2 rRNA genes are annotated in these 2,528 nt (G+C 52.5%); both read left to right on the forward strand.

Annotated features, from left to right (window positions below):
- Positions 1-119 precede the first annotated feature (119 nt).
- A 16S ribosomal RNA gene (locus QP915_RS11540) occupies positions 120-1,637 on the forward strand.
- A 461-nt stretch (positions 1,638-2,098) separates the two neighbouring features.
- A 23S ribosomal RNA gene (locus QP915_RS11545) occupies positions 2,099-2,528 on the forward strand; the annotation flags it as partial.

The raw sequence follows: 2,528 nt of genomic DNA on the forward strand, positions 1-2,528 counted from the left end.
TTTTTTCTTTGTAGTAATTTTTTGGACGCCAGCACAGGCTTTTGTGGTTTGTGGTGGTTTGTTCTTTTGTTGGGTTTCGGGCTTTTCACGGCCTGTTTCGGATTTTGTTCTGAAATTTTTTTGTGGAGAGTTTGATCCTGGCTCAGGACGAACGCTGGCGGCGTGCTTAACACATGCAAGTCGAACGGAAAGGCCCTGCTTGCAGGGTACTCGAGTGGCGAACGGGTGAGTAACACGTGGGTGATCTGCCCTGCACTTCGGGATAAGCCTGGGAAACTGGGTCTAATACCGGATAGGAGCCATTTTTAGTGTGATGGTTGGAAAGTTTTTTCGGTGTAGGATGAGCTCGCGGCCTATCAGCTTGTTGGTGGGGTAATGGCCTACCAAGGCGGCGACGGGTAGCCGGCCTGAGAGGGTGGACGGCCACATTGGGACTGAGATACGGCCCAGACTCCTACGGGAGGCAGCAGTGGGGAATATTGCACAATGGGCGCAAGCCTGATGCAGCGACGCCGCGTGGGGGATGACGGCCTTCGGGTTGTAAACTCCTTTCGCTAGGGACGAAGCTTTTTGTGACGGTACCTAGATAAGAAGCACCGGCTAACTACGTGCCAGCAGCCGCGGTAATACGTAGGGTGCGAGCGTTGTCCGGAATTACTGGGCGTAAAGGGCTCGTAGGTGGTTTGTCGCGTCGTCTGTGAAATTCCGGGGCTTAACTCCGGGCGTGCAGGCGATACGGGCATAACTTGAGTACTGTAGGGGTAACTGGAATTCCTGGTGTAGCGGTGAAATGCGCAGATATCAGGAGGAACACCGATGGCGAAGGCAGGTTACTGGGCAGTTACTGACGCTGAGGAGCGAAAGCATGGGTAGCGAACAGGATTAGATACCCTGGTAGTCCATGCCGTAAACGGTGGGCGCTAGGTGTGAGGGTCTTTTCACGACTTTCGTGCCGTAGCTAACGCATTAAGCGCCCCGCCTGGGGAGTACGGCCGCAAGGCTAAAACTCAAAGGAATTGACGGGGGCCCGCACAAGCGGCGGAGCATGTGGATTAATTCGATGCAACGCGAAGAACCTTACCTGGGCTTGACATACACTGGATCGCTGCAGAGATGTAGTTTCCCTTTGTGGCTGGTGTACAGGTGGTGCATGGTTGTCGTCAGCTCGTGTCGTGAGATGTTGGGTTAAGTCCCGCAACGAGCGCAACCCTTGTCTTATGTTGCCAGCATTTGGTTGGGGACTCATGAGAGACTGCCGGGGTCAACTCGGAGGAAGGTGGGGATGACGTCAAATCATCATGCCCCTTATGTCCAGGGCTTCACACATGCTACAATGGTCGGTACAACGCGCAGCGACACTGTGAGGTGGAGCGAATCGCTGAAAGCCGGCCTTAGTTCGGATTGGGGTCTGCAACTCGACCCCATGAAGTCGGAGTCGCTAGTAATCGCAGATCAGCAATGCTGCGGTGAATACGTTCCCGGGCCTTGTACACACCGCCCGTCACGTCATGAAAGTTGGTAACACCCGAAGCCGGTGGCCCAAACTTGTTAGGGAGCCGTCGAAGGTGGGATCGGCGATTGGGACGAAGTCGTAACAAGGTACCCGTACCGGAAGGTGCGGGTGGATCACCTCCTTTCTAAGGAGCTTTTATTTGTTGGGTGCAGTTGCACCCTTTGGTTGGTTGAGTATGCGAGTGTCATGCTGCCGGCCTTTTATTGTTGAAAAATTGTCCGGGTGAAACACACACCTTATGAGACAAAACCCAAGTGTTTGAATGGCGCTTTGTGACACACTGTTGTCCGTGCACAGTGAAAAGTAATTGTTTGTATGTTGGTGCATTGTTGGGTGTCTGGGGCATTATTCCCCCTTTTTTTGTGCCTGACCATTATGTCTGCTGACGCGTTTGGTGTTGGTGGGGTGTGGTTGGGGTGTTGTGTGAGAACTGTATAGTGGACGCGAGCATTAAACACGCATTAGATGGGCTGCTTTGTGTGGTTTGTTTGTGTGTGTTTGTGTGATTTCTTTTTTCTTTAATCAACTTTTTGTCAAGTTCACTTGTGTGGCCACCCGCGCTTTTTGTTGTGTGTGGTGGTTTGTGTGTTCGTTATTAAGGGCGCATGGTGGATGCCTTGGCATGCTGAGCCGATGAAGGACGTGAAAGGCTGCGTTAAGCCTCGGGGAGTTGTCAATTAAGCGTTGATCCGAGGATGTCCGAATGGGGAAACCTGGCCCTGGTTATGTGGGGTTACCCTTCAGTGAATTCATAGCTGTTGTGGGGGTTTACGCGGGGAAGTGAAACATCTCAGTACCCGTAGGAGGAGAAAATAATAATGATTCTGCTAGTAGTGGCGAACGAACGTGGATGAGGCTAAACCGTGTGCATGTGATACCTGGTAGGGGTTGTGTGTGCGGTGTTGTGGGCCCCAATGTGGACTAGCTACTGATGGTCCGCTCGTGTGTTGTTGTTAGGTGAAGTGGTTTGGAATGGCCTGCCGGAGAAGGTGAGAGTCCTGTAGTTGAAGACAAT

Source organism: Corynebacterium sp. MSK158, from assembly GCF_030229085.1.
Classification (GTDB): domain Bacteria; phylum Actinomycetota; class Actinomycetes; order Mycobacteriales; family Mycobacteriaceae; genus Corynebacterium.